The organism is Deltaproteobacteria bacterium, from assembly GCA_040223695.1.
Classification (GTDB): Bacteria; Desulfobacterota_D; UBA1144; order Nemesobacterales; family UBA2774; genus JAVKFU01.
On record JAVKFU010000015.1, the window covers coordinates 149,535 to 170,882 of the forward strand.

General features: G+C 48.6%; 19 protein-coding genes and 1 pseudogene. 15 read left to right on the plus strand and 5 right to left on the minus strand.

Annotation, left to right across the window (positions count from 1 at the left end):
• Positions 1 to 24 precede the first annotated feature (24 nt).
• Positions 25 to 1,467 (plus strand): hypothetical protein, encoded by a 1,443-nt coding sequence (locus tag RIG61_04865; protein ID MEQ9618486.1) that lies wholly within the window; start codon positions 25 to 27, stop codon positions 1,465 to 1,467.
• Between the two features lie 20 nt (positions 1,468 to 1,487).
• On the opposite strand, the gene RIG61_04870 is transcribed toward RIG61_04865, so the two are convergent.
• Both RIG61_04870 and mgtE read right to left on the minus strand, forming a co-directional pair.
• Positions 1,488 to 1,973: a hypothetical protein gene (locus RIG61_04870; protein ID MEQ9618487.1), complete on the minus strand. Its 486-nt coding sequence runs from the start codon at positions 1,971 to 1,973 to the stop codon at positions 1,488 to 1,490.
• A gap of 84 nt (positions 1,974 to 2,057) precedes the next feature.
• Positions 2,058 to 3,410 carry a magnesium transporter gene (gene mgtE / locus RIG61_04875; protein MEQ9618488.1) on the minus strand — a complete coding sequence of 451 codons (1,353 nt, stop codon included), beginning with the start codon at positions 3,408 to 3,410 and terminating at the stop codon, positions 2,058 to 2,060.
• A gap of 101 nt (positions 3,411 to 3,511) precedes the next feature.
• Here mgtE and RIG61_04880 point away from each other — a divergent pair, with 101 nt between their 5' ends.
• From RIG61_04880 to mqnE, 6 genes and pseudogenes are all read left to right on the plus strand, one after another.
• Complete coding sequence (locus tag RIG61_04880) at positions 3,512 to 4,354, plus strand: UbiA-like polyprenyltransferase (GenBank protein ID MEQ9618489.1); 843 nt, start codon at positions 3,512 to 3,514, stop codon at positions 4,352 to 4,354.
• A gap of 2 nt (positions 4,355 to 4,356) precedes the next feature.
• Positions 4,357 to 4,908 (plus strand): UbiX family flavin prenyltransferase, encoded by a 552-nt coding sequence (locus RIG61_04885; GenBank protein MEQ9618490.1) that lies wholly within the window; start codon positions 4,357 to 4,359, stop codon positions 4,906 to 4,908.
• A gap of 20 nt (positions 4,909 to 4,928) precedes the next feature.
• Complete coding sequence (locus RIG61_04890; GenBank protein MEQ9618491.1) at positions 4,929 to 5,147, plus strand: hypothetical protein; 219 nt, start codon at positions 4,929 to 4,931, stop codon at positions 5,145 to 5,147.
• A pseudogene (locus RIG61_04895) lies at positions 5,144 to 5,384 on the plus strand (hypothetical protein). The gene RIG61_04890 and the pseudogene RIG61_04895 overlap by 4 nt, the downstream one beginning before the upstream one ends.
• Before the next feature lie 58 nt (positions 5,385 to 5,442).
• A complete protein-coding gene (locus tag RIG61_04900; protein ID MEQ9618492.1) occupies positions 5,443 to 7,218 on the plus strand; it encodes a menaquinone biosynthesis decarboxylase in 1,776 nt (591 codons plus the stop codon).
• A complete protein-coding gene (gene mqnE / locus RIG61_04905; GenBank protein ID MEQ9618493.1) occupies positions 7,194 to 8,303 on the plus strand; it encodes an aminofutalosine synthase MqnE in 1,110 nt (369 codons plus the stop codon). Before RIG61_04900 ends, mqnE begins: the two co-directional genes overlap by 25 nt.
• Positions 8,304 to 8,922: 619 nt before the next feature.
• Here mqnE and RIG61_04910 read toward each other — a convergent pair.
• A complete protein-coding gene (locus RIG61_04910; GenBank protein ID MEQ9618494.1) occupies positions 8,923 to 9,117 on the minus strand; it encodes a hypothetical protein in 195 nt (64 codons plus the stop codon).
• 264 nt (positions 9,118 to 9,381) lie between these two features.
• The gene (locus tag RIG61_04915; protein ID MEQ9618495.1) at positions 9,382 to 10,245 is read right to left on the minus strand and encodes a sulfurtransferase; all 864 of its coding nucleotides are present in this window, start codon (positions 10,243 to 10,245) and stop codon (positions 9,382 to 9,384) included.
• A gap of 358 nt (positions 10,246 to 10,603) precedes the next feature.
• Between RIG61_04915 and RIG61_04920 the strand changes: the two genes are divergently transcribed.
• From RIG61_04920 to RIG61_04945, 6 genes are all read left to right on the plus strand, one after another.
• Positions 10,604 to 10,930 carry a hypothetical protein gene (locus tag RIG61_04920; protein MEQ9618496.1) on the plus strand — a complete coding sequence of 109 codons (327 nt, stop codon included), beginning with the start codon at positions 10,604 to 10,606 and terminating at the stop codon, positions 10,928 to 10,930.
• 164 nt (positions 10,931 to 11,094) lie between these two features.
• On the plus strand, positions 11,095 to 12,762 hold the full coding sequence (locus RIG61_04925) for an AAA family ATPase (GenBank protein MEQ9618497.1): 1,668 nt from the start codon (positions 11,095 to 11,097) through the stop codon (positions 12,760 to 12,762).
• Between the two features lie 119 nt (positions 12,763 to 12,881).
• The gene (locus tag RIG61_04930) at positions 12,882 to 13,166 is read left to right on the plus strand and encodes a hypothetical protein (protein ID MEQ9618498.1); all 285 of its coding nucleotides are present in this window, start codon (positions 12,882 to 12,884) and stop codon (positions 13,164 to 13,166) included.
• A gap of 209 nt (positions 13,167 to 13,375) precedes the next feature.
• Complete coding sequence (locus tag RIG61_04935; protein MEQ9618499.1) at positions 13,376 to 13,702, plus strand: TraR/DksA family transcriptional regulator; 327 nt, start codon at positions 13,376 to 13,378, stop codon at positions 13,700 to 13,702.
• 416 nt (positions 13,703 to 14,118) lie between these two features.
• Entirely contained in the window at positions 14,119 to 15,015 is an 897-nt protein-coding gene (locus RIG61_04940; protein MEQ9618500.1) for a transketolase, read from the plus strand.
• Positions 15,008 to 16,000: a transketolase family protein gene (locus RIG61_04945; protein ID MEQ9618501.1), complete on the plus strand. Its 993-nt coding sequence runs from the start codon at positions 15,008 to 15,010 to the stop codon at positions 15,998 to 16,000. The genes RIG61_04940 and RIG61_04945 overlap by 8 nt, the downstream gene beginning before the upstream one ends.
• A 273-nt stretch (positions 16,001 to 16,273) precedes the next feature.
• Here RIG61_04945 and RIG61_04950 read toward each other — a convergent pair whose 3' ends face one another.
• Positions 16,274 to 16,819, minus strand: coding sequence for a hypothetical protein (locus tag RIG61_04950; protein MEQ9618502.1), 546 nt, complete (start codon positions 16,817 to 16,819; stop codon positions 16,274 to 16,276).
• 223 nt (positions 16,820 to 17,042) lie between these two features.
• On the opposite strand from RIG61_04950, the gene RIG61_04955 reads away from it, so the two are divergent.
• Both RIG61_04955 and RIG61_04960 read left to right on the plus strand, forming a co-directional pair.
• Complete coding sequence (locus RIG61_04955; GenBank protein MEQ9618503.1) at positions 17,043 to 17,996, plus strand: phosphatidylglycerol lysyltransferase domain-containing protein; 954 nt, start codon at positions 17,043 to 17,045, stop codon at positions 17,994 to 17,996.
• A gap of 165 nt (positions 17,997 to 18,161) precedes the next feature.
• Positions 18,162 to 21,293: a hypothetical protein gene (locus RIG61_04960; protein MEQ9618504.1), complete on the plus strand. Its 3,132-nt coding sequence runs from the start codon at positions 18,162 to 18,164 to the stop codon at positions 21,291 to 21,293.
• Positions 21,294 to 21,348: the final 55 nt, after the last annotated feature.

The window sequence follows — 21,348 nt, forward strand, 5'->3', positions numbered from 1 at the left end:
ATCTGAATTATGGGGGTGTTTTATATGTTGAAGCCAAGTTTTACTGCCTGCAAAAGGCTCGTTTTATTACTCGTATCCGCTGGTATCCTGACGTTTATTCCGTTCGGACCGGAGTTGATCCGGGAGTCGCGAGCCGCGGATAATTACAGCGCCGCCGAAAAGGTATATTTGAAAAACATTACGCCCGGCCTGTACGAGTTCTCACAAATAGCAGCCCTGGTGAGCGAATCGATTCTCACGCTTCAGTCGTCTCCCGCCGAAGAGTGCGAGGGGCAATTTGCGTATTACGGAGGATTGGTCAGTTCGCTCAAAAAACAGCTGGGCACTGTGAGCGCGCCGCCGAGAATGGAATCAGTACACCGGGACTCTCTACAATCCCTTGCCGATTACGAGACGGGGCTCATACTTTACGGGGAGGCCTGTGTCGAGGAAGATTACGGAATGAAAGAGGGCCTGGTGAGCCGCGGAGGGGATTATATAAACGATTCTGTGGGAAGAATTGGCAGGGTCTATGCTGAAATCGACAATTTGAAAACCGCTCAAGTGCCACGAAGTCAGGATCAAGCTGTGGTGGAAGACGGGGCTGATTTTGAAGAGACCCTAAGTGCCGGGACCGGGACCGGTGTTTCGGAGAAGGATGAGACAGCCGCTTATATAAAAACAAGGGAAGAGGTAATAGACGAGATTTCCCGGCGAGTGGAGACGGAAAAGGATACATCTACTGCCGCCGAACCGGTATCTTCTGGGCATGAACGTACTGTTCCTGAAACTACCGCGTCCGAGTACTCACGGTCGAAAACTGCGACGCCTGAAGCTGCCGTTCCGCCTGTCAAGCCTCGGGAGACCGGTGCGCGGGAGGTAGCTCCGCCTGCCCCTGAGCCTGTTGTGGATGACGCGGATGAAAAAACCGGAAGCAAGGTCGAGAGTGAGGACTTGGCACAGAAAGAGGACATGGAGTCCAATCGGAAAGAAAATATGGCCGGAGAGGAAAAGACGAATGACGAAACGGAGAGAATAGAAAAGATTGAAAAGATGAATCAGGCAATAATGCAGAGGGGGACGGAAAGCCAGGAAATACCGGAAGGAAGAGTTAAGGAGCGCGAAGCTCCCGCTTCAGGCGTGAATAGATCTGCCGCCCCCGAGATTGCCGCCGCCGGGCCCGAGACTCTGGAGCGTGGACAATCCGGAACACCTGCTCCTCCCGATGAAATAAAATCGTGGTGCGCGTCGAAAGTGTATTCTGAGGAAGAAATGGCGAATTGTATCAGGCGCCGTACGGAGGCTAAGGAGAATGTCGAACGTATGGTTAAAGCTTCCCCTGACGGAACCGAGAGAAGGAAAATCCTTGAAAAGTGTAAGTCCGACTGGAAGGAGGGGGATACTTACAACTATGATATGGTCCTGTCATGCGTGCAATTCTTCTGTGCCCGGAAGGGAATAGATAGTTGTGAGCAAATGGCGAGATAAGTTCTCCGTTTATAAGAGGGTCAATCGGTTCCGACGGCGTGCTCAAGACAGCTCCGCAGCATGACCATTTGATCGTACGCCAGTTTCTGACCGGCAAGAGCAAGACCGTAAGCCGCCGCTAACAAGACTACCGAAGCCGGAACGAGCCAGAATCCGTATGCGTTCATGCCTAGATACCACTGGCAGAGTCCGAGGATGAGGCCAGCTAATCCTAAAAGGACCGCGAGGCCGTAAAAAGCGGCGAACATCGTCCATACCACCGGGCGCGGCCCGAGCACGCATCTGATGACTGTATCACCGTCTTCCTCCTCAAATTCGAGACCCAGTTCAGGGGACCAGAAGTGCAGGTCCTCTTTCCTTACGCCGATAACAACAACGGGTTTGACGAACTTTCCCCTGCATTCGGAGTCCGGCTCTTGCAGTTCATTCTTTAGCCTTCTTATTGCCTCTTGTTTCCCGTACGGAACCGACAACGTAAATCTGGGACGGATTTCGACTTTATTCATTTATAAGGATGTAAAAATATGTAATGAAACTATATTAGTATAATAAGCTTAAGAGAGTCAACAGATTTACGGTCACAGGGAAAATCAAAAAATCAGCATCGCGATAAAGAGGTAGAACACCGAGCCGAATATATCGTTGAACATCGTGAGGAACGGGCCTGACGCGGCCGCGGGATCGAATTTAAGTTTGTGCAGGGTTAAGGGCGCCGCGACTCCGATAAAAGAAGTCGCTATCGTGGCCGAGACCATAGCGATAAAAACGGCGCCGGCGATTTTTATAACCTCGGGCTGACCGTAACTGATGAGCGCTCCTATTATGGCCGCAATTATCCCGCAGATTATTCCCAAAGCCAGTCCGACTTTAACCTCCGACAATACAATTTTGATTATCTGCTTGAAGTTTATGGTTCCCATCCCGAGGCTTCTTATGACTATAGTAGTTGTCTGAAGCCCCACGTTCCCGCCGGTAGCCATTATAGCGGGCATGAAAGCCGCCAGAATCGCCACTTTCTGGAGAGTCGGCTCGAATGCGTAGACGATGATGAAAGCTATGAATAGCTCTCCCACGAGTGTCAGCAGGAGCCATGGAGTTCTCAGTTTTATCCGGGTTCTCGTGGGTGTGTATACGGGGTGGAGCGTTTCTCCTACCCCAGCCATCTGCAGCATATCCTCTGACGCCTCCTCGGTCAGCACGTCCAGAATGTCGTCGGCTGTAATCCTTCCCAGCAGTATTCCCTTGTTGTCGATAACAGGCACCGAGAGTATGTCGTATTTCTGGAATATATCCGCAACTTCCTCCTGGTCCATATAGGGCGGGACCGTAACTTCAACGGGTTCCATAATATTGATCACCCCGGAGTTCGGAGTAGCCAGTACCAGCTTGCTGAGGGATATCTGTCCGAGCAGCCTGTCGTTATCATCGGTAACGAATATAAGATGGAAGTCCTCGACCTCATCCGCGATTAACCTTATCCAGTTGATTGTGTCTGTAACGGTGAATTTTTCATTGACCTTCACAAGCTCGGTCTGCATAATGCCGCCGGCCGAGTCGTCCGGGTACTTGAGCAGCGGCTCTACTTCCTTCAGCTCCTCGGGGTCCATTCTGGAAAGAACGCTGCTCGCTGTTTGTTCGGGGAGTTCTCCAAGCAGGTCCGCGGCGTCGTCGGAATCCATCTCCTCGACTATGTCGGCGATCTTGTCCGCGTCCAGTTCCCCCAGGATTTCCTCTCTTTGCTCGGGTTCCAGCTCGAGAATTACTTCCGAAGCCGTATCGTTATCAAGGGCCCCCAGTATTTTTTGATAATCTTCGGGCTCCAGTGACTGTAGGATTCCCGCTATTTCGGACGGATGAACGGTGGACAACGTGGCCCTTATATCCTCAAATCTGCCCTCGTTAAGGTCGTTAAAAATTCTTTCGGCAAGCTTGGGATCGGGCATAACCTTTTCACTCCGGGAGGATTATTCGGGTTATTGTATAGAAGAGGAATTAAAAGTAAAGTACACTGAAATCCCAGTTCTGAAAATTCGTAAGGCAACGAATGGAAAAACTTAAAGACTTCGGAAATTTTATAAAATTCGAGCACACCCTTTTTTCTCTCCCCCTTATTTTTGCCGGAGCATTTCTGGCGTGGGGCGGGCTGCCCGGCGTGAGACTCCTCGTGTTAATTATATTCGCGGGAACGGGGGCGCGTACCGCGGCGCTTGCGGTAAACAGGATTATCGACAGAAAAATAGACGCCCTCAATCCCAGGACAAAGGACAGGGAATTGCCGGCTGGAAAGATAAGCCTGTTAAATGCCTACGCCATAACCCTGGCCGGTCTTATCGTTTATTTTCTCTCCGCCTATTTGATTTGCGACTTCGTTTTATTCCTTTCCCCCATTCCACTGCTCGTATTCATTCTTTACCCTCTGATGAAGCGCTTTACGCCGCTCTGTCATTTCGGGGTGGGTCTCGGCCTTGCGCTCGCTCCCCTTGGTGGATGGGTAGCGGTAACATGCTCGTTTAAAAGCATATTTCCCGGTATTGTGCTGTCGGTTTTCACATTCTTCTGGGTTTCGGGATTCGACATTATTTACGCGACACTCGATGAGGAGTTCGATAAAGGTAAGGGCATCAGCTCAATAGTTTCCGCGTACGGAAGGGACACGGGTCTCTTTATTTCGGGAATTCTCCATCAGGCCGCCTTCTTTTCGATCGCGTTTTTGTATTTCTACATGTTTAAAACCATTTTCGCGGCGGTATTCCTTGCTCTGATAGGACTACTGCTCTTCCTGGAGCATAAAAAATCGGAGGATGTAGACCTGGCGTTTTTTAAAATCAACATACTGGTAGGGTTCGCCGTCTTCCTTTTTGTGCTCTCTGGGCTATACTTACCCTAGTAATGCGCACTATAGTGGGATTTACCGGTGCTTCGGGCGTCGCTTACGGTGTTGATTTCCTCAGAAGATGCCCTGAAGACAAATATCTGATAGCGAGCAAATGGGGAAAAAGGGTGCTCTACGAAGAACTCGGGCTCAAGACCGAGGAGCTCCGTCCCTGGGTGAACGATATATACAGCGATTCCGACCTGGGGGCGCCGTTTTCTTCGGGCAGCAATCATTTCGATTCCCTCGTGATTATACCGTGCTCCGTCTCCACGCTTGCCAAGATAGCAAACGGCATCGCAGATACCTTGATTACCAGGATAGCCCAGGTGGCTCTCAAAGAAAGGAGGAGGCTCGTGATCGCCCTCAGGGAAACCCCTCTCAGCTCCATAGCGCTTGAGAACGCGCTCAAGCTTTCGAGGGAAGGGGCTGTGATTATGCCGATCAGTCCTCCCCATTACATGAACGCCGAAAGCGTTGAGGGCCTGATAGAGGGCTATGTCGACAAGGTGCTTAATATTATCGGTGTCGAAACCGGAAACGGCTGGAAGCACGAGGAGCTTGAATAGCAAGAATTGAGGTGCTAAATATGAGAGAGCTACTTTCAGAAGCATTAAAGAAAATAGAAAAATTACCGCCTGACCTCCAGGATGAAATAGCAAAGCAGATAATGGATGACATCGAAAACGAGCGCAGGTGGAATGAAGCATTGGCCAGACCGCACCCGAAAATTGATAAGCCGGCGAAAAAGGCCTTGGAAGAATCTGAAGCCGGTAAAACCAAAAAATCGGGATTCGACGAATTGTGAAATCGGAGTTGACAGAAGATTTCATTAGATGTTTCAGGAATCTTCCCGAGAGAGTTAAACAGACAGCGCGAAAGAATTATAAGGTATGGAAAGATAATCCATACCATCCGGGTCTTGACAATCAGAGTAGGAATCGGATAGCGGGCTATGGGTGTTTTGAAGGTTGAAGAAAATACTGTGGTGTGGTTCTGGATAGGTTCTCACAGTCAATATGATAAGTTATTAAAGTCGCTGTAATTCTAAAACAACTGGACCTTCGTCTTTATTTGAATCTCGAAAAGGTAAATGATTTAATATGTCCAAAAAGCAGTTCTACGATCTTCGGGAGTACATAAATTACCTTGAAGCCATAGGCGACCTCGTGCGCGTTAAGACCGAAGTGGACCCGATACTGGAGATAACCGAGATATCCTCGCGCGTCATTAAGGAGCGGGGCCCGGCCCTTATTTTCGAGAACGTTAAGGGCGCCGCGTATCCGCTTGCGATTAACCTCTTCGGCACTGAGGAGAGAGTCGAGCTCGCTCTCGGCAGAAAGCCGAGGGAAGTCGGCGAGGAGCTGGTCGAGCTCTTTCACAAGGTAAACCCGCCGTCCCTCAAATCATTTTTTTCTGTGCTTCCGAAGGCGTACGACCTTCTGTCCATGAGGACCAAAAAAGTAAAGCACGGAATCTCGCAGCAGATAGAGGAACGCCCGAATCTCGACAAGCTGCCAGTTATAAAATGCTGGCCGCTCGACGGCGGAAGATTTATCACACTGGGGCTGGTTCTGACTCAGGATCCCGTGACGAACAGGAGAAACCTCGGGATTTACAGGCTTCAGATATACGATGAGAAAACCACCGGGATGCACTGGCATCCACACAAGGGCGGGGCCGCTCATTACCACGAAGCCGGAAAGACTGGCAAGGACCTCGAAGCCGCCGTTGTGCTGGGCGGCGACCCCAAGATGATATTCACCGCAATTGCGCCCCTTCCCGAAGGCATGGACGAGCTCGCATTCGCGAGCTACCTGAGGGGTAAGCCGATACCTATGGTAAAGGCGAAGAGCCTATCGCTTACGGTTCCGGCAAACGCCGAGTTCATTATCGAGGGCGTAGTGCCCCAGAACGAGCTCAGGGAGGAAGGCCCCTTCGGCGACCATTTCGGGCATTATTCGATGGAGGCGGATTTCCCCGTATTTCACCTTAACGAAATAACACACAGGATTAATCCGATCTACCCCGCGACCGTAGTGGGCAAGCCGCCCAAGGAAGACGTCTTTTTGGGCATGGCTGCGGGGGATATGTTCTCTCCGCTCACAAGAATTATCCACCCGGAGGTCAGGGACATGTGGGCCTATCCGGAGGCGGGATTTCACAACCTGCTCGTCGTTAGCGTGGACGAGCGTTACCCGAAGAACGGCATCAAGGCCATGCTTGCCCTGTGGGGCACGGGACAGCTCCTCCTGACCAAGGTAATGATTACGGTTTCAAGCGACGTCAACCCCAGGGACTGGGACGCCGTTCTTACCGAAATAGGAGAGAACTTCGACCCTGACGAGGATTTTCTGATGATTCCCTGGGCCCCGCTCGATACGCTCGATTTTACGAGCGGCAAGCTCAATGTGGGAAGCAAGATGGGTATTAACGCTGTCAGAGAACAGGGCGCAGGAAGAAAGAAGAGGCAGGTTCCGGCGACGCTCCCCGATCCGAGGGAAAAGCATAAGGAGATTATCGACTGGAGGCTCCTTAAGGGCGGAATCCTCGCAATCAAGCTCGAGCAGGACCCCAAAGGTATGATAAACAAGATATTCAAAACCCCCGGGTATGAAGATGTCCGAATCATAGCAACCGTGAGCCCCGATATAGACATTCACGACAACACGGAGCTAATATGGGGTATATTTACCAGGTTCGACCCCTATCTGGACGTTATATTCGAGCGCACGGAGCTCAGAGGCTCCGCCGTCGTGTACGGAGGCAGGATGGGGATAGATGCAACGATGAAAAACTGGTATCCTAAGGTAATTGAAATGTCTGAAGACGTAAAGGAGACGGTAACCGAAAGATGGAACGAATACTGGAAGACGTAGAAAGACTCTGTTTCGATAAAGAGCTCTTCCCGATAATAGACAAGGTGGAAAAAGGGCAGCGGCTCACGTTTGAGGACGGAATGACCGTTATGAGTACGGCCGATATAAACGCGGTCGGCATGCTGGCCGATTACGTGAAGCGCAAGAAAGACGGGGACAGGGTCTATTTCGTCGTCAACAGGCACGTCAATCCTACGAATATTTGCGCCATATCGTGCAGGTTCTGCGCCTTCGGAACTACAAAAAAGTCCGCCAATGCCTACGAGCTCTCTCACGAGCAGATATTGTCCGTCCTCAGCGATGAGATCAGGGAAGTCCATATAGTCGGGGGACTCCATCCCGATTGGAAGTTCGAGGATTATCTGGACATCATAAAGCTGGTCAAGGACAACTTTCCCCGGACCCACGTCAAGGCCTTTACCGCCGTTGAGATTGACTGGTTTACGGAGATAAGCGGCCAGAGCCTGGAAGGGGTGCTTGAGACGCTCAGGGATGCAGGCGTGGACGCGCTCACAGGGGGAGGGGCTGAGATTCTTCATCCGGATGTTAGGAAGAAGATATGCGCCCCCAAGACCGTAGCCACGAGGTGGGAGGAGATTCACAGGCTCGCCCACAGCATGGGCATTCCCACAAACGCAACCATACTCTACGGACATATCGAAGAGCCTTTCCACGTTGTCGATCATTTCGAGAGACTCAGGAACGTCGAGGACGAATCCCCGGGCTTCTTCGCCTTTATTCCTGTGCTGTTCCAGCCGGAAAATACCGGGCTCAAGAAGCAGGTGAAGTTCTTCCCCGCCTCCTATGACCTTAAGGTACACGCGCTGGCCAGGCTTTATCTCGACAACTTCCCTCATATCAAGTCCTACTGGATTACGCTCGGCGAGAAGATGGCCCAGGTTGCGCTCCACTACGGATGCAGCGACGCCGACGGCACTATAATGCGGGAGAAGATAATCCACGACGCGGGCGCTCCGTCAGAGCTAGGGCACACCCGCGATTTCATGGTCAACATGATAAAGAGCGCGGGCTTCATCCCTGTAGAGAGAGACGCCCTCTACAACGAAATCAGGGTTTATAACTAGAAATGTAGAACCACCTTTAATCCTTAACGTGGTTGGGGATTACCTCTTTTTCCATCGTTTCAGCCAGCGTTACTTTGTCATTACGAGCCGCAAAGCGGCTCTACAATCCATTTTAGCTAGTCGTCATCCTGAATACATTTCAGGATCTCATCCTTGCCTTTTCTTTATCATTCCTCAATGTTTTTTTATTTTTCGACATCACAGAATTGGCGTTTAGAAAATGGTTTATTGAGACGTAAAAATCTTTTTGGGACGATTTAGAGCTAGCGAGGAATCGGACGCCCTTTCCTATTAAGCAACAATGTAATTAGTCTCGCTTCACTAAACTACAATTCTAATCGCGGTTGGATTAAAAGATTTTAGCCTTAATAAAGCATTTTTAGCCATATTCCGTGCAGTCGGTGATTTTTGTTTCTTTTCATCAAGGAAAAGAAAATTTAATGTTTTATCTTTTCCTTGTCATTCCCGAGCGCCTTTATCGGGAATCCACTTCTTTCATTTTCAGGGGGCGTCCTCATGCACGCTCACCCTGAGCCTGTCGAAGGGCGCAATCCGTTAATCCGTCATTGCGAGCCGCAAAGCGGCTCGGCAATCTCAATTGTGTCATTCTGAATTTATTTCAGAATCTCATCTTTTCAACCCCCTCATCCTGAGCGCACATGAAGTGTGCAGTCGAAAGATGCCATTTCGAGCCATTCGATCTACTCAGCATAAACTCCGCGAAAAATCTTCCTTTGTTTTTTACTTCCTTCCCCATATAGAGGGGAACGATTTCGAGCGTGCAAGGAATCGGACGCCACTGCCTAATAGGCACTTATGCTCTTTAACTCCCGACTCAATGTTCCCTACCTCAAAGCGGGTCAGGATGGGGGTGATCATGCCTCATTCCTCCTGAGTCCAATCGAAGGGTGTCCCTTTTCCATACTCCTCAGTCAACCCTACATAGTCATTACGAACCGCAAAGCGGCGCAGCAATCTCATCTTTTTAATCCCTTCATCCTGAGCCCGGTCGAATTCTGGTTTAAGAGCAAATCAGAAGCAAGGGATGAGGAAGTTTATACCTGTTAATTTATAGTTTTTATTCTAGCGGCGTGTCATCCATGTTCGCCCATTCAGCCATCGAACCGTCGTAAACTCTTGCGGGCGTATAACCCATCAGCTCAAGGGCAAAGGCCACGAATGTAGCGCGCACGGCGGCCTGGCAGTGGGTTACAATGTTTCTATTTCCGTCTACATCCGCCTTGCTAAGTATGGATTTTATTTCGTCCGCTGACCTGAATTTTCTTACCCCTTCGCTGTCATTTGAGTTCTCAAGGAAAAGATTCCACTCTAAATGGCTGGCTCCGGGAATATGTCCCACCCTTTTATTGCCGTGAGCAGCGCGCCCGAAATATTCATCCTCGGAACGAACATCCAGTATTTGAACTTCCTGGTCCTTGTATTGTTTTATCAATTGGTCCTGCGTGATCATCCTGTCAGGACGTGGTGTCAGACTAACCGGGTCTTCCACTTCGCCGGGCTTGGAGTTAATGAAGCTGATCGGTAAACCGGATGATACCCAATTCTGCCACCCGCCGTCCAGAATTTTCGCGTTCTGAAATCCGTAGTATCTGAGGACCCACCATAGACGGGATGCAAAGATTGAACCCCATTCGTCGTAAAGAACTACGGTCGAATTCGCACCGATTCCAAGCTCGGCAAGCAGTTTCTCAAATTCGCTCTCATTCGCGACAAACAGGCTTTGATTCCCATCCTGATCTATGCTTTTGACATACGCGTGTCCGGGACGGCAAACCGCGCCGGGTATGTGTGCTCGTGTGTAAGAGTAATATTCCCACGGGCAGTCAACTATAACCACGTCGGGCTCATCCCCATGCTCCGCGAGCCATTGAGTGCTTACCAGTATTTCCGGATTCGGATAGTTCATTATCTTTTCTTCCAATGTTTCTCCCGGGACAAAGCTGCTGCCCGGCCTGGATACATTTCCAATTTTCATTCTATCAATATTGCGGATCGAATGCAATCTGGTAACTGTGCCGGGAGAAGCGGCACCTTTAAAACAAACAAAGCCCCTACGGCAATCCCATCTTTTTTTCTCCTACTCCGATATGCCCAACATTGTCATTGCGAGGTTGCGAAGCAACCGCGGCAATCTCATCCTTTCAACCCCCTCATCCTAGTAGTGAGCCTGTCGAACTATCGATGGATGTCATTCCCCTTCCTTCGTAAAAATAAAAATTCCACTTGCAAATACGAGTATTTTAATTAATCCTTTTGTCATAACAGGGGGACACTAAAACATGAAAAACAAGATCAGACTACTTTCTTTCCTTGCGGTATTCGTTCTGCTGGTTTCAGGCGGAATATTCTTTGCGACAAATCAACCGGCCGAGTCTCAGCAGCCCGAAGTGTTAAGTTTTACAGGCATGGACCTCGAGCAGGATATGAATTTCCTCACCGGATTCACATCCGGCCCTGATATTGTCGTAGCCAAGAAGAGTTGCGGCGACGAAACCTGCTCCGCCAATCAGTGCTGCTGCCTGAACATAGACACAGGGGCTCAGTGCTGCAGGCCGAAAGTCGAGGACAACTGCATCGAGTCGTGTAAGAAAAGCGAGCCGTGTTAGAGCGTGTAAATTTGTAATCACTGTAATATTAATACTTTGACCAACTATTATTAATTTATCCTATCCACTATAGTATTGACTATCTGATTGTAATTCATATACAATCGAAATAAGAATTACTATATTTTTATCTTATTGTTATATCATGTGAGTAAGAGTCACAGATGATTAAAAGTATTCGGCTAAAATTCGGTAGGGCTCTAGGTCTGCCAGCAGAAGTTATTAGTACGACACCGGTAACCGTGTTTGTAGGCCCTAATAATTCGGGGAAAAGTAAAGTCTTAGATGAGATAAATCAATTTTGTCGCAATGGGCAAAAAAATAATTTAAATTTGATACTTGACCAAATTGAATTTGAGTCTTTCTCCGAACAAGTTGCTGAAATTAAAATAAAAAATAATTTGCTCACACCTAAACTTGGTGAATCTGTTTATTCCGATCATATAATAATTGGAAAGAAAGGTGTACGAAATCAGGTAAACAAGAAACAATTACTTGAAGCGTTCGCAAACCCAAATGCTAGGTCCCAACAATTTTGTCCTTGGTATTTAGCTTTTAATACTCTTATTCTAGATGGGAAAAATAGAATTAATCTCATAAATGAACAAGAAGCTGGTGATTTACAACATCCCCAAACCAGTTTTCAGGTTTTATTTTCGGATGATTCAAAGAGACAAGAAGTCAGAAGGATTATATTCGATGCTTTTGGCTATTATTTTGTAATTGATCCTACAAAGTTAGGACGTTTTAGGCTGAGGCTGGCATACTATTATCCACAAGACATAAGGCAAGAGCGAGGTATTGATGAAGAAGCTGTGTCCTACCATTCAAAGGCCATGCCTATAGACGCGACGAGTGATGGGGTCAAAGCATTTACTGGTATTATAACTGAGATAATTGCTGGTGATCCGGTTGTATTATTGATTGACGAGCCAGAAGCATTTTTACATCCTGCCCTATCTTTCAAATTAGGAAAAGAAATCGCTCGAGCTAGTTCTAAGTCTGAAAAAAGACTTTTCATTTCAACACATAGTACTAATTTTGTCATGGGATGTATTCAATCAGGCGCACCAGTGACTATTGTAAGATTAACTTACCGTAACAGTTCTGCTACTGCTAGAATACTGCCACAAGATGATATTTTGAGGTTGATGAGGAATCCATTGTTAAGATCAACAGGGGTTTTGGCAGGACTTTTTTATGAATTTATAGTTGTTACTGAGTCCGATTCAGACCGTGCCTTTTATCAAGAAATTAATGAACGTTTAATTTTGAATGATCCTGATAGAGGGATACCAAATTGTTTATTTTTAAATGCACAGAATAAACAAACAATACACACAATTATACGCCCTTTGCGAGAGCTGGGTATACCTGCCGCCGGAATTATAGATATAGATATAATAAAAGATGGTGGATCTGTCTGGACGAATTTTCTAAAGTCCGGTTTTGCGCCAGAGCTTGAACATGCTTCACTTGCCTCACTACGAAGTTCAGTAAAGAAAAAATTTGAAGAAACTGGAAAAGATATGAAACGTGATGGTGGAGTTTCTGTTCTAAGTCCAACTGACAAGGAAGCAGCCAATAATCTGTTTGACAAATTAGCTGATTATGGTCTCTTTGTTGTACGCAAGGGGGAATTGGAATCATGGCTGCCTGGGCTCCAAGGTGTGGGCCATGGTTCTGACTGGCTTATAGATATATTTGAAAAAATGGGTGAAGATCCCAGCTTGCCTAATTATATGAAGCCCAGTACCAATGACGTATGGGAATTTGTTGGGCAAATTAAGCACTGGTTGACAAATGCAAATAGAAAAGGAATTCCGTCGTAGTATTATATTCTTTTATTAAGTGTGGGTTTCAAAATTCTCAAAATCTCCAATTACCCCTTGAAATCCGGCAATTAACCCTTATATTATCCCTGATTAACAATTAAGGCATGGGGTGCAAAATGTTAAATACGGACAATTTAGCCCATACGGGCACTAAGTTCTCACGCAGCATATATATCGGGAAGATCAAGAAAACAACCTTGAGCAAGCCCGTCGATGCCCTTAATGTCGGAGAGCAGGAGCAGTATTCATGCCTCTCCGAGCAGATGAAGTGGGGCAAGGAGCACGGATACAACCTGGTTCTTACCCGTGACAGTAGCGAGATAGACTGCTGGATGATAAGAGATTCGTCAATGGACGATCTAAACCCGCTCTTCAAGAAAACGATACTCCAAGTTTTCTGACACTCTAAATAAGCACAGCTAAAAATCACGACAACCCTAAAACATAAAAACCTGTAGGTATCCGGGCGGTATATTATTATTCGGAGGCCCTGTGCTGTTTAAACTGACCCAAACCCGATTTTACTTTATCCGGGCTTTTTGCTATTCTAAAATTGCGAATAAATGTTAATCTTTTTAATAAGTTGTTTTAATTATTCCCGGAGTAATGTATGAAAGAGTATGAAGTGATAATAGAAAAGCTTAAATCTAGACAGGCGGAGCTCCAGGACAGACTGAATAAAGTCGCGGAGTCGCTCAGGAAAACCCACGCGAAGGATTGGGAAGAGCAGGCAATCGAGCGTGAAAACGAGGAAGTGGTCGAAGCGCTCGATGAGAGCATCCGCACCGAATTAAGCCAGATAACAGTCGCACTCGACAGAGTGGAAAAGGACGAATACGGCATATGTTCAATTTGTGACGATCCTATCCCCACGGGTCGCCTGGAGGCATTGCCTTACACGGACCGCTGCGTAAGCTGCGCAAGCGAAATGGAGTAATTATTCCACCCCCGCTTTACGGATTTCCCCGCAAACCTGTGTTAGATAATATGACGTTATAGAGGGAGCCTGTTACTCACCCGTCCGGATCTATTGCATAAAAATATTCAGGCACCGCTGAATCAAAGACCCGTCCGGAGCTTGGGTTTCATATGGTTCGAACCTGTATCGACGGGCTCCGCTTAAGACTAACCATATTAATGTTTCATCCCCATGGTTATTCAATGTGACGGGTACTAACATTTCTTCTTCATTTTATAGATTACTGGCACTATAATCACGGTAAATTTTATCGGCGACTAAGAGGTATCACTTAAAACCGGCCCTGATTGGAATTGCTGTGATTAATAGATTATATTAGGTTCGATAAAAACGACCCGCTCATCCTGAGCGCACACGGAGTGTGCAGTCGAAGGATGCCACTTATTTTAAGGAGCGAAAATTCCGTGGGAGTGACGGACGAACAGGTAGCCTATCTCGAAGATAAAGCGAATCTTATAAGGGAAGATATTATTAAAATGCTTGAGGAAGCGGGCTCAGGGCATTCCGCCGGTTCTCTCGGCACCGCCGACATATTTGCCACGCTCTATTTTCATGTGATGAAGCATGACCCGAAAAATCCCGATTGGGAGGAGCGGGACAGGTTTGTTCTGAGTAACGCTCATATATGTCCCGTGCTCTACGCGACGCTGGCGGAATCGGGCTACTTCCCTGTAGAGGAGCTGATGACTCTCAGAAAACTGGGATCGAGGCTCCAGGGCCATCCGCACCGCGGGACGGTTCCCGGACTCGAAGCTTCGGGCGGCCCGCTCGGACAGGGCATTTCCATCGCGGTAGGAATGGCGGTTGCCGGAAAAATGGACGGTAGCATGTCCGGGGTTTACTGCATGGTGGGGGACGGGGAGATGGACGAAGGGCAGGTATGGGAAGCGATAATGTTTGCCGGGAAGAACAGGCTTCATAATTTCACTCTTATAATTGACAGGAACAACATTCAGATTGACGGCTTCACCGAGGACGTCATGCCGCTTGAGCCCTTAAAGGACAAGCTCGCGTCATTCGGATTTCACGTGATAGAGGTCGGGGGGCACGACATGAGAACGCTCATTGAGGCGTTTGAGGAGGCGCGGGCGGTATATGAGAAGCCCGTTGTCGTATTGGCGCACACCATACCGGGGAAGGGTGTCGATTTCATGGAGTTCAAGCCTGAGTGGCACGGTAAGCCGCCTAATAAAGAGGAGGCTGAAAAAGCGCTTGATGAGCTTGACGAGCTGAGATCTCTCGGCGGAAAGATAACCTGCGAACATGAGTAATAAACTGAACGATAAAATGCATCTGGCGGCGAATATATTCAACGGACCCGATCAGGTTCCGCAGAGAAACGGCTACGGCGAGGGGGTCGTGGAAGCCGGCAGGGCGAATGAAAACGTGGTCGTTTTGTGCTGCGACCTTACGGAGTCCACGAGATCGGCCGAGTTCAGGGAAACATTTCCCGGCAGGTTCGTGGAGATAGGCATAGCCGAGCAGAATATGGCCGGTATAGCCGCCGGAATGGCCTTCTCGGGAAAGATACCGTATATATCATCCTACGCTACGTTCAGTCCCGGCAGAAACTGGGATCAGATACGTGTCAGCGTCTGCTACAGCATGGCCAACGTCAAGATTATGGGCGCTCACGCCGGTATATCCGTAGGTCCCGACGGGGCTACGCATCAGGCCATGGAAGACATCGCTATAACGAGATGCCTTCCGAATATGACTGTCATAGTTCCGTGCGATTACCCGGAGGCGAAGAAAGCAGCGGTATCGATTGCGGAAATGAACGGCCCCGTTTATATGCGTTTTGGAAGGGAAAAGGTTCCGGTTATCACCACCGAAAAAACGCCTTTTCAAATCGGGCGCGCTGAAACCTACAAGAGGGGAGGGGACGTTACTGTCGTCGCCTGCGGCTCACTCGTGTACGAGGCATTGCTCGCTTCGGATGAGCTTTCCGGGGAAGGAATAGACGTGAGAGTGATTAATTGCCACACGATTAAACCTATCGACAGTGATACGATTATAAAAGCCGCGGAGGAAACGGGCGCTTTGGTGACCGCCGAGGAGCATCAGGTTCACGGGGGGCTTGGAAGCGCCGTGGCCGAGGTGGTCTCTCAAAACTGCCCTGTGCCGATTGAATATGTGGCGATGATGGACAGGTTCGGGGAGTCGGGAGAGCCGGATGAGCTTATGAAGAAGTTCGGCCTTAGCGCGCCCGGCATCGTTTCCGCGGTTAAACGGATCCTCAAGCGGAAGGAATAACTATTTACATAAGTTTAATCCCGTTTCTGATTAAACATCCCGCCTCTAAAGCTTCCTTAATATATTACTTGCCTTAAATGAGTTCTTCACGACAACCGGAACGAACTTATTGAAATTTTAAACAGAGGTAATTTATTCTGGTGGATTTCCTTGCTGAATTCGACATTCTTCGGATGACGTTCGATTTCCTGGTCCGTCGAGCCGGTTATGCCGACGGGTTTCTTTCGTTTACGCATGTTCATAGGGGTTAAACTTACGGAGCCCGGCCGGAATTTATTCAGGCGGGCTTATCTTATACCATATGTTTTTCTGATACCCCACCGGGTCGGCATCGATAATCTTCTTGACGATTTCGGGCTTTGACCCTTTACATTTCCATTCATATACAGTTGAGCGGCCGGAGGCGTAAGCGGGGATGAATTCTGCGTTTGGATTGTCTTTACAGTAGTCGGTCATTCCCTTATTGGGGTTTTTGCTCGTGTCGGCCTTTTCTGTACAGGGCAGGTTTGCCCCCACGTTGCACGCGTAAACCCTGCCGTCCATGCAGCGCCAGTATGTGCCCCTCTTAAACACGTCCGTAGGGGCTGATTCCGGCGAGCCGAATTCTTTTTTCAACCCTTCCGCGATTGACTCAGGAACAGCGGGTCCCTTATATTCCGGGCCGGGTGAATCGACGGTTCCGGCAGCCTCGCAGTACGCAAAGGGGTCGTCGTATGTCTTCCCGCTCATGTCCGCTTTTTCCTCTGAGCTGCAGGATAAGATTGTTACAGCGATTAAAACCGGAAAGATAAGTATAAATTGATTCAATCTGGATTTCATTTTTCTCACCTTCTGGTTCAGTTTTAACGGATATTTTACCCTGCTTAAATCATCTCAATTCAATTATAAAGGATAAAGTAAATATTTCTAATCCCAATTTTTAAATATAGACCTCTCTATCTGATCGAATCATGGTCAGCATACCTCAATACAAAAAAGAAAGTTTGTCGCAGAAGATGCTTCAAGTATCATATTTTAATAAAATTATACTGATGGTACTACCGTGATACAATCATTACCGCTCAGCTGGTCACGAAACGATATTGATCGCCCCGGATTTGAGTCCGTCTATCTCCCACTGTCCGGGACAGTGTGGGCACACTCGGCGGAAATCCCTCTGGATTATAGTTTTGAACGGGTATTTACCGATTTATGCGCAGGCTTCGGGGGAAAAATATTAATCAGAGGGTGTAGCGGCGAAATTGCCGGGTTCCTTGCACGGAATGGGTTCGGGATCATAAGGACCGGAGCCGAGGCCGTAATAGATTTAAAGGACCTGGATAGAGAGCGGCCTTCTGTAAAAGAGCTGGCAAGAAGGGGGATCAGATGGGGAGAGGTGGAGGAAATTCCCTTTACGGGATTAAACTCCGAAAGGGTATCCGGGTTTACCGCGCTCACTGCGCACGGCGGCAAGCCGAATTTGAAATATCTTTTCCGGGCAGGATTCGATCGCGCCACGAGGTGTTTTGTATTCAGGGCCGCCGATGAAGAATGGCTGGGTGTAGTTACCGTTTCAACCGTCGCGGAATCTTGTGCCCACACTGAGATGATTCTAAGGCATAAAAAAGCCCCTGTGGGAGTTATGGAGGCCCTCTTCACCGGGGTAATGAATATTCTAAGAGAGGACGGCTACGAGGAGTTCAGCCTGGGCGAGGTGCCGTTTATAACCCCTCGAGCGCTCGGTTCTCATATTGGGTCTTCCAGCGATTCCCTTAAACAAAAAATGCTGTTTAGAGCGGGACGAGCTCTCAAATTCGCGTTTGATTACAAAGGTCTCTTTCGGTTCAAAAATAAATTTAATCCCGAATGGAGGCCCGTTTACGTCTGCGCGAACCCCGAGCTTTCCCTTTTAGCTCTGGCTGATCTGTTCATTGTAAGCCGCTACCTCGAGCTGTCACGCTCTGAATTGATATCTAACATCAAAGGCTATAACCCTTTATCCTCGACGTTTGGCTGATCCGCATATATTTTGAATCACATAATTAAAACAGCTATATAATTAATATATTCTCGTAAAACATCTGTATTAATTATTCTAGCTTGACAGATTAATAGTTGATACATCTTTATGGTTTTCAGGGTGGCGGAAGTTATTTTTTATAACTGCATTATTGGAGGATGAATGAGACTAACCGCTAAAGCTCTATTATCTCTATTGGTTTTTCTTGTTGCTTTTGGTTCTTGCGATACCGATAATAATAAAATTAATAACGGGCCTCTGCCTGCCGATCCGAACGAGTGGGTGTGTGTAGACTCGCTTGCGGGCGCGACCCTGGAGCAAATTGATCAGTTTTGCCAGAGCTTTTCTAATGCCGGAGACCCTGTCCCCGGATTTTTACAAAACCCTCCGCCCCTGTCTGAGCTGGATCTTAAGAATATATACGATGCCGAGCTTCAGGCCTTTGCCAGAGACAGGGTCTATGCAGCAGAGCTCGGTTGGGTAAGCGATATGAATTGGCGTATGACGGGCCCCTATGTCGGCGAAATAGGGAGCGGAGAGAGTTTCGGTGTACATCCCGCCGTAAGAATTTATTACTCTCCCGAGGTTATTGACTGGCTTTGTAATGACGGCGCGGGAGAGATTCCCGACGGCGCTATGATTGTAAAGGAGATGCATTCGATTAACGAGGAGCTCGATATAGCCCTCGATAGCGAGGGCTGTATGGTTATTAACGCCGATGTTGAGCCCGACTCATGGACGATAATGGTCAAGGAGAGCGGTGAGTCGCACGACGGATGGTACTGGGCCGGCTATTCGGTCGTCCAGGACCCTGTTACCTTCGCCTGGGAAATAGGGAACCCTCCAATTTTTGATGCGACTGCGGTAACGGGGGAGGAGTTTTTTGGCGGGGAAATAATACCTTCTTCACCCAACCCCCTCTGGTATCCGACCGGTTATGTATTCTCCAGCACAAACAAGATTCCCGATGTCATATTCCCTTACAGTGAGTACGGAAACTACTGCGTCAATTGTCATGCCTCCGCTGTAAGCGAGTTAACGTTTTCCTCTCTGGATAATGTTTTAACTCCGGGAATAGAGTACAAGCTCTTTACATCCGATGAGCCCGGCAAAACATTTCCCGACGAATTGTTCGATGGGCTTGTTCACACTCCCGGTATCATAGCTCTGATTACTCAGGATTCGGCTTCGATAGCGGGCCTGACGGCAACTCGCGGGAACGGCGAAGTAGAAGGTTATGATTCTCCGTTTTCCGACCCTCTTCCGGAGCCTACGTCTCGGTTCTTGGAGTTTTATAATCAACTGGATGAAGTGAGTTTCCCAGAGGCCTGGATGCTCCGTCTGCCCGCTCAGACCTACGATCACGTAGTCTCGGCATCTACAGGTCCCGACCAGTTTATTACGTCGGACCAGTGTATCGGTTGTCACGACGCTACTTACTCAAACGCGTCCTTTCCGAATATGATTCTGGAGAGAGACGTGAACGGCACGACTGAATTAATCAATCTTTCTCCTTACGGAGAATGGAGCGCGTCGCCCATGGGCCTGGCCGGACGTGATCCCATCTTCTTTTCCCAGCTCCAGAGCGAGACAAACAACCTGCCTGAACTCACCACTTGCATCGAGAATACCTGCCTTCACTGTCACGGCGTGATGGGGCAGCGGCAGCTGGCTATAGATACTCCCGGTCAGGATACGGAGGGTTGCGAGGAATTATTCGCTATAGCCCCTCCTCCCGGAGTTCCGTTCGGGAAGCCCTTCAGCCTCGACATGGTGACCCAGTGGCCGGACTCTCCGAGCAATAAAGACCAGAAATACGGAGCGCTCGCCAGGGACGGAATTTCCTGCACCGTGTGTCACCATATTTCGGATGTCGATCTCGGACAGGAAGAGACTTTCACCGGGAATTTTGTAACCGGGCCTCCTGATGAGATATACGGCCCTTATGAGGATTCGACCATAGTTCCCAAGCCGATGGAGAACGCTATCGGTATTACACCTAGGTTTGCCGATTACTTCGTAAGCGGGGACGCGTTCAGCTCCGATACCTGCGGGAGTTGTCATAACATCCTCCTTCCGATCATAACGAACGAGGGCGAGATAATAGGCGCCAGCTACGAGCAGACGACACACCTTGAATGGGTTAACAGCGATTTTGCCCCGGGCGGCTCTGATTTCAAATCTTGCGCTGACTGCCATATGCCGACGCATTACATGGGTGAAGACCTTTCATTTAAAATTGCTAATATAGAATCAAGCGATTTTGCTCCCACGACGAACCGTCTCCCCGATGCCGATATTACTTTAACGGAGCGTGATACGTTCGCCCGCCACTCGCTACACGGTCTTAATATTTTCATCAATCAGATGTTTCAGCAGTTCCCCGTGATACTGGGCGCGCGGCAGATCGACTATATGACGGGAACCGCGACGGTCCCTTCACTGATTACCGGGCAAAAGTCCATGATAGAAATGGCTCAAAACGAGACAGCCGCCATAAAGGTACAGGAGCTGGAGATAACCCCGGAGGGTGAGTTGCGTGCCGTTGTTGAAGTCGTTAACCTCGTAGGACACTACCTTCCGTCCGGAGTAGGGTTCAGGCGGATATTCATTGAGTTCCTTGTCAGAGACATAGACGGCAATGTGCTATGGGCTTCCGGGCGTACGAATGAGCTGGGCGCAATTCTGGACGGCACCACCGACGAAGTTCTTCCCAGTGAGGAGCCGGTTAAATTCCCGGACGCGCCGTTTCAGCCCCATTACCAGGTCATAACGCAGCAGGACCAGGTCCAGATATATCAGGAGCTTATTAAAGATTCCGCCGGTAACCTGACTACAAGTTTTTTAAGGCGCGTCGAGGACGTAAAGGATAACCGCATTAGACCGAAAGGTTATAATCCCGAACTTTTCATAACCTTCTTTGACTCGCCGTTTATTAACGCGCTTGCCGAAACACACGGCCAGGCCGCGTCCGACCCCTATTACACCGACCCAGAGCTTACGGGAGCGGACGTTATCGAATATTTAGTATCGCTTGACGAGGCTGCTCTTGCTCGGGTTCATGATATTACCGTAACCCTCTACAAACAGTCCATCCCGCCTTTCTATCTCCAGCAGCGATTCAGGGACGCTAACCGGGGGCCCGCCGAGAAGGACGAGATTGACAGGCTTTACTATATAACGAGTCACCTGGACCTGGATGACGTTACGGACGAAGAGGGAAGGGCGGTAATCAGGGACTGGAAGTTTTATATCACGAGCGACACACGTGAAGTGGAAGGCTTTATCCCGTAAATTTAGCGGAAGTAAAGGAGTGGAAATATTTCAAAAATCGGAGATTTCCCGAAGC

Bases quoted from the DNA above. Each gene is read 5' to 3' on its own strand.
- mgtE (MEQ9618488.1), bottom strand. From the start codon at position 3,410: ATGCCCGATCCCAAGCTTGCCGAAAGAATTTTTAACGACCTTAACGAG.
- RIG61_04945 (MEQ9618501.1), top strand. From the start codon at position 15,008: ATGAGTAATAAACTGAACGATAAAATGCATCTGGCGGCGAATATATTC.
- RIG61_04960 (MEQ9618504.1), top strand. From the start codon at position 18,162: ATGAGACTAACCGCTAAAGCTCTATTATCTCTATTGGTTTTTCTTGTT.
- RIG61_04890 (MEQ9618491.1), top strand. From the start codon at position 4,929: ATGAGAGAGCTACTTTCAGAAGCATTAAAGAAAATAGAAAAATTACCG.
- RIG61_04935 (MEQ9618499.1), top strand. From the start codon at position 13,376: ATGAAAGAGTATGAAGTGATAATAGAAAAGCTTAAATCTAGACAGGCG.
- RIG61_04940 (MEQ9618500.1), top strand. From the start codon at position 14,119: ATGCCACTTATTTTAAGGAGCGAAAATTCCGTGGGAGTGACGGACGAA.
- RIG61_04885 (MEQ9618490.1), top strand. From the start codon at position 4,357: ATGCGCACTATAGTGGGATTTACCGGTGCTTCGGGCGTCGCTTACGGT.
- RIG61_04870 (MEQ9618487.1), bottom strand. From the start codon at position 1,973: ATGAATAAAGTCGAAATCCGTCCCAGATTTACGTTGTCGGTTCCGTAC.
- RIG61_04930 (MEQ9618498.1), top strand. From the start codon at position 12,882: ATGTTAAATACGGACAATTTAGCCCATACGGGCACTAAGTTCTCACGC.
- RIG61_04880 (MEQ9618489.1), top strand. From the start codon at position 3,512: ATGGAAAAACTTAAAGACTTCGGAAATTTTATAAAATTCGAGCACACC.
- RIG61_04900 (MEQ9618492.1), top strand. From the start codon at position 5,443: ATGTCCAAAAAGCAGTTCTACGATCTTCGGGAGTACATAAATTACCTT.
- mqnE (MEQ9618493.1), top strand. From the start codon at position 7,194: ATGGAACGAATACTGGAAGACGTAGAAAGACTCTGTTTCGATAAAGAG.
- RIG61_04865 (MEQ9618486.1), top strand. From the start codon at position 25: ATGTTGAAGCCAAGTTTTACTGCCTGCAAAAGGCTCGTTTTATTACTC.
- RIG61_04950 (MEQ9618502.1), bottom strand. From the start codon at position 16,819: ATGAAATCCAGATTGAATCAATTTATACTTATCTTTCCGGTTTTAATC.
- RIG61_04925 (MEQ9618497.1), top strand. From the start codon at position 11,095: ATGATTAAAAGTATTCGGCTAAAATTCGGTAGGGCTCTAGGTCTGCCA.
- RIG61_04920 (MEQ9618496.1), top strand. From the start codon at position 10,604: ATGAAAAACAAGATCAGACTACTTTCTTTCCTTGCGGTATTCGTTCTG.